General features: G+C 41.7%; 5 protein-coding genes and 2 pseudogenes. 2 read left to right on the top strand and 5 right to left on the bottom strand.

The window, feature by feature from the left end; genetic code table 11:
- Nucleotides 1-202, bottom strand: a pseudogene (locus tag ACFINS_RS09370) (phage tail protein); the annotation flags it as partial.
- 473 nt (nt 203-675) lie between these two features.
- Between ACFINS_RS09370 and ACFINS_RS09375 the strand changes: the two are divergent.
- Complete coding sequence (locus tag ACFINS_RS09375; RefSeq protein WP_375631833.1) at nt 676-1197, top strand: Rha family transcriptional regulator; 522 nt, start codon at nt 676-678, stop codon at nt 1195-1197.
- Between the two features lie 47 nt (nt 1198-1244).
- Here the strand turns inward: ACFINS_RS09375 and ACFINS_RS09380 are convergent, their stop codons facing one another.
- Complete coding sequence (locus tag ACFINS_RS09380; RefSeq protein WP_273791640.1) at nt 1245-1571, bottom strand: HigA family addiction module antitoxin; 327 nt, start codon at nt 1569-1571, stop codon at nt 1245-1247.
- A gap of 30 nt (nt 1572-1601) precedes the next feature.
- Nucleotides 1602-1877, bottom strand: coding sequence for a type II toxin-antitoxin system RelE/ParE family toxin (locus ACFINS_RS09385; RefSeq protein WP_273791641.1), 276 nt, complete (start codon nt 1875-1877; stop codon nt 1602-1604).
- 119 nt (nt 1878-1996) lie between these two features.
- Between ACFINS_RS09385 and ACFINS_RS09390 the strand changes: the two genes are divergently transcribed.
- Nucleotides 1997-2176, top strand: a complete 180-nt coding sequence (locus ACFINS_RS09390; protein ID WP_375627011.1) for a hypothetical protein — start codon at nt 1997-1999, stop codon at nt 2174-2176.
- Nucleotides 2177-2512: 336 nt separating this feature from the next.
- Here the strand turns inward: ACFINS_RS09390 and ACFINS_RS09395 are convergent, their stop codons facing one another.
- On the bottom strand, nt 2513-3895 hold the full coding sequence (locus ACFINS_RS09395) for a Bgr_08870 family protein (protein WP_375706129.1): 1383 nt from the start codon (nt 3893-3895) through the stop codon (nt 2513-2515).
- Nucleotides 3896-3908: 13 nt separating this feature from the next.
- Nucleotides 3909-4949, bottom strand: a pseudogene (locus tag ACFINS_RS09400) (DUF4815 domain-containing protein); the annotation flags it as partial.

The following is a 4949-nucleotide window of genomic DNA, read 5'->3' on the forward strand; positions in this document are numbered from 1 at the left end:
GACGCTTGCCTGTTTTATCCAGTTTAGCGGCTTGTGAAAGAGAGCCTGTTACCAAAACGGGTGTATTAAGAGGAAATACTTGTTCATCTGCATCGGGTGCTGTGCCAACAATTCCGATAACTGCCGATTGTACCGCGCGAAGGGGGCGGGTGCCGTCGTCAACTTCAACGACTTCAACACCGTGTAGAAAACCTATTGCCATACTTTATGCTCCTTTAAATGAGGGGTGAATTAAAATGAATGGGAAAAATGAGGGTTGGATTTGAAATCGCACCCTTTAAAACAGCAAATCATAAGGATTTTGGTTCACTCGCATTTCAAATGCGAGTGAATAGTAAAGGGTAGCATTTCAAATGCGATCCTTTGAAAACAACAATATGTAAAATAATTTTTTAAAAGCATATTGACACTAATAAACCCTCATGTTAATCGAATCATAAGTGCTAGAAACACTAAACCATTAGCGGATAGGTCACGTAAGATCTCTCCCATGCATTTAAAATACTGATTGTCTTTTATGCTATTATTGGCATATAACGATTTTGTCGGGTGTAGCTATGCTATACAATACCTTCTCACGAGGGGAAGACATAGCGACGGACTAATGGCCGTGTTTCTAACGCCCGGCACCCTTGGGGGTGTCAATAGAGACATTAAAACCATTAGGAGTTCATCATGAACAATTTAGTGACAATCAACAATGCTGGTATTGCTGTTACAACTTCTTTAAAAATTGCAGAGGGTGTGGGTAATACGCATAAAACAGTTATACAGTTAGTACGCAATAATCGTAAGGATTTTGAAGAGTTTGGTTCACTTGGATTTGAAATCCAAGTGAGTAAAAGAGACGGTAAAGGTGGTCAAAAGAGAGAAGTTGCTATTCTCAACGAACCACAAGCCACTCTACTCATGACCTATATGCGTAACAATGATACGGTGCGTGCATTCAAAAAAGCCCTCGTCAAAGCTTTCTATGATTTAAAAAACCAATTAATTGATAATGATCGTGATACACGCTTTGATTTTCCAAGCAACTGGAATGAAATGGGACCTACTGAAAAAGCTGTTTATATTTATGGACCGCTTCACATGCATCTTGTTAAAGCCTTTACATTAGCAGAAGAGAGCAAACATTATAAAACGCTTGTTGAAGAAGCCAAGCGAGTTTTAGTAAGCCCTGTTGTAAAAGTAGCTTAAGTTTAAAAACATGATTTTATCTCCTCGTCTTTGAGGCGGGGAGGTAGTTAATGGCTCTGTTCCATTTGTATATCCACTTTATTAGCTGTTAATGTTGGAATAGAAGAGACATCAATGTCCCTCAAGGCATGCCATGTATCATAATTGGCTTGAAGCTGTAGCCAAAGGGCTGGTCCATTTCCTAACAATTTACCAATGCGAGCTGCTGTTACGGCTGTGACTGGACGTTCTCCTTTAAGGATACCGTGCAAGTGCTGGCGTGATATTTGAAGAATCCTAGCAATTTCGGTTTTGCTTGCATTTAAATGTTCTAAGGATTCAGCTAAAATTTCTCCTGGATGAGAAGGACAACGATTAGGATTACGTGTGGTCATGGATAGTTTCCTTTACAAATCTTAAAACCTTCAGTGGTATTGCTCTAGATCAACATGGTAAACGTGTCTGTCTTTAAATTCAAAAGTGATACACCAAGGACCATTGATATGAATTGTGTAGCGAGTTGGAGTAAAGCCTTTAAGCATATGAAAATTATAACCTGGTACATTGATATCACTAACTTGAGAAGCAGCGTCAAGGGCATCAAGACGGCGAATAATACGCTGTTGAAGCCTGCTATCAATCTTACTTTTTCCTGTTTCCCAGAGAGATTGGAGGTCTTTATTTTTAAATGTTTTGATCATAGCAAACTCAACAACTTTATTTTAAGTAAGATGTAATGTATTAAGTGACAATTGTCAACAAAAATGTTACAATTTAATATGATTGATGCCAACACTGTGGAACTACAAGAATTTAAGAAATGAATATCAAACCAATTCGTACAGAGAGAGATTATCAAGAAGCTTTAGAGATTGTGTCTGCAATGTTTGATAAGCAGCCAGAAGTTAATACTCCAGAATTTGATAGAATGAAAACTCTTGTTTTGTTAATTGAAGCTTATGAAACAGAACACTATCCTGTTTCTCCACCTCATGCGTAAAGAGAAGAATAGGTGCATGGAGGGGATAAATTTGCACGTTAACATCAAGGATTTTACAAACATACCAACGGCTGTCTGATCAAATATTGCTAAAGGACGGGAATCCTCACCAGCCTCTACAATGCGTATCCCATGATTAAATTCTGTTGCCATCTTGCTCTCCAAATCAATGAAGAGACCATAACAATCATCTACACTCTCTCATAAGCCTGACACTGTCAGTAAAAAAGGGCTTTAAAGGGGACTTTATAAGAAGAAACTATACAGTTTATAAGCCATCAGACAATAAGTGTCCGTTTAGAAACTATCATTGTTTTTTATACCTGCATAAACCATTCATTCTTTCCATAATCTTATGAGGACAGCGCCATCAGCTCCAGCGCCACTTGGAGAGGAATCTCCATGAGAGCCAGCACCACCACCACCAAAACCACGCCCTGCTTTTCCCGAACTATAGGAACCTTTGCCGACTCCTCCAGAGCCACCACGTGATGTATCACCTCCAGCATCGCCTCCATTACCGCTTGTTTTACTCGTAATTCCATTCGTTCCAGCATAACCATTTCCGCCTTTGGCAATTCCTAGATGTTCATCCGTTGCTAAACCAAAGTTTCCACCTGTTCCTCCAGCACCACCATCGCCTGAATAGTAGGTAGTCGTACCACCACCAAATCCCGTGTGAGATTGATAGGCAGAAGCACCCCCACCACCATGTCCTCCTGTCGCCGTAATAAAATTCTTTCCAACAGCTGTTGTTCCTCCAGAATTTCCTGTCGCACTGCGTGATGCAACAGAAGCGCCTCCTTTACCAATCAAAATATCTTGATGACCGTTTAAACTGGCTTTATAGCCATACCAGACTGAACACCCGCCACCGCCGCCACCTCCTCCTAATCTTGGCGTATCCGCTCCGCCACCACTACCGCCACCGCCCCATGCTTGGATCTCAACTTTAGTTTTATCCGTTACCCAATCAGGCCATTGAATTTTCCCATCCTGTGTATAGAGCAATTCAGCATCAGCAAGCGCAGACCAATTAATGAGTTTATCAACTAAGCCTTGTTTAATTTTTTTAATTTCTTGCTTGAGAATATCTATGTCTGATTTCGTATAAACAAGATCTCCATCGACCCTCAAAGGTCCTTTCAAGGTGCTTCCGTTTGTGTTTAAATTGGTAACCACTTCACCATTATGGATAAGGTTAAACGACGAATTACCCAACAGTTCTAAGCCACCACTCATAGTGACTTTGCTGGTAAATTTATTATAATTTTGCCATTCATTTGGGCTGGCTAAGCGACCATAGCTTGTGAGATCTTCATTAATCTTGGCTCTAAAATCATCAAGCCCCACAATATCTTCGGTTTTATGTTGATGTGCGCCTAACAGTGAGACAGCACTGCCAAAGGTGAAGTTATTATTGCTTGATTTATAGAGAACATAATTATTTGCGGCATCTTTTGCCCCCTCGATATCGCTTAAATCAGCAAATGAGAAGGTTTTATCGGCTGCCATTTTGCCTTTGAGAGCCGCTTCAAGATCGGCAACATCACTTATTGTATGCGTGTGTTTTAAAGGTGCTTTTCCCTCTACCTTTTCCTCAACAGCCAAAAGAGCTTGATCAATTTTGGTCAAGTTTTCCCGCAAGATTGGGAATTCAGAACTGATAAAACGCCCTTCTTTCGGCAATTCCATGTCGAGTTTTTTCGTTTTTGTCATCTCTGTTCTCCCATCACAATATGCCGGCGCCAAAATCACGCACCATTGACCGTGCCGCCGGTCCACCGGTAAGCGTGAGTTTCAAGCGCGCTTGTTTGGCGCCTTTGTCGCTGCTTACAAATTTTCGTTCTGTCCAAAGCGGTTCGGATAACTGCTCTGTTTCCTCTAATGTGAGAGGGGTGAAAGCACCATCATCCAGCTGCATCTCCAGTGAAAAGGTTGCACCGCTCGGTAAAAAGGTTTTGATATAGCTGGTCAATCTTGCTTTTTCACCAAAGGCAAAAGCACGCGTGACATAGGTCGCTTCCTTATGGATCTTTCCCGCAATCAATTGAACAGGCGCAAACAAGACGGGTGAGAGCTTTTCGGTGCCTTTGAGAATAGCGCGAAGCTTTATCTTTTCACTGATATATTCAGTAAGGCTTAGCAATTGAAAGGGCAGGAGTTGATAAATTGTGCCATTGTTTCTTTCAATTTCAAAGATGACAGAACAATCGCTTGAAGGCAATTCAATGGCTGCGCGTACTTGCAAATCAGAGCAGTCCACAAGATCAAAAGTGCCAAGATCAATGTTTTTTTCTGTTTGTGTGTAGCGTGCCGCCAGCACTCGAAAGGCTAAGGCCTCATCTTGATGGGCGGTCCAGCTCCTAGCATTGACAGAAGAAAAGCGTGGACCGGTCACATAAGGGTGGCTTGAAACATACCTTTGATGTTCTGCATCAAAATCTCCAAGTTTTGCCAGTGAAACAGAATGATCAGCATCATCGGTTTTAATGACAAAAGCCGTTAAACGGTCATCCATCACAAGGAGTGGTACATCATAGCGTGCCTCTGCCCACCCTAGCTTTGCGCCCTTCATAGAATAAAAGCTTTGCGCTTGAATATCGGCGGTAGGATAGCCGTTTTCGGTTGTCACCAAATCAATCACCAGATCATGGTTCTGATTGCCGATTTTGCAAAGATGAAAGTCAATTCCAGTGATTTGCCGTGTTTCATCGGGGGTAAAAACTTGCGCTTGTGGGTCCACTTGCGTCCATATCTTCACCGTGGTGGT

This window comes from Bartonella sp. AA2SXKL, assembly GCF_042197205.1.
Lineage (GTDB): Bacteria > Pseudomonadota > Alphaproteobacteria > Rhizobiales > Rhizobiaceae > Bartonella.